The following is a 613-nucleotide window of genomic DNA, read 5'->3' on the forward strand; positions in this document are numbered from 1 at the left end:
ACTCCAGAACCCAATCGTACTTCCAGCACCGCTGTCGCGTCACGCCTACGGCATCGAGAGCCGATTTACCGGGTCTGTAGCCGTAAGAATCTGCCAGAAAGATTGCGTCGAGAGCCGGCTCAATCAGCTGTTTGACAACCGTCTGTGCCACGCGGTCTGCCACAGTGGGAACCCCGAGGATCCTTTGGCCGCCACTCTTCTTTGGAATGGAGACGGCGCGAACAGGCGGCGGGAAGTAAGCGCCTGAGCTCATTCGATTCCAAATCTTGTAGAGATTGCTCTTCAAGTCGGACTCGAATTGCTCAATCGTCACTCCGTCGACACCGGCTGCGCCACCATTGGATCGCACCTGCAGATATGCTTCGTACACCTCTCTCTTGTCGATGTTGAACGGTTTGCCCGGCTGGTTCACCGTCGTCCTCCTATTGTCAGTTGCGACGATGGCCAGCCCACCTGATCCGATCCCTTCGCTCCGGCCCCATTACTGGCCTTCGTCGCTAATACGGATCGGTCCGTCCCAGTGCTCCGCGTCGGTAATCTCGCCTCGCGGTCTTCTCCGCTTGTGCTTCTCCCTTTCCATCGGAGCGACTGGTTCCTGCAGTTCCGCGGCAGC

The 613-nt window shown here is 58.2% G+C and carries 1 protein-coding gene; it reads right to left on the reverse strand.

The window, feature by feature from the left end:
* Positions 1 to 412: reverse transcriptase domain-containing protein (locus tag I6F38_RS43325; RefSeq protein WP_346657180.1), on the reverse strand; the 412-nt coding region annotated here is incomplete at its 3' end.
* Positions 413 to 613 lie beyond the last annotated feature (201 nt).

The organism is Bradyrhizobium sp. BRP56 (assembly GCF_020194035.1).
GTDB lineage: Bacteria > Pseudomonadota > Alphaproteobacteria > Rhizobiales > Xanthobacteraceae > Bradyrhizobium > Bradyrhizobium australafricanum.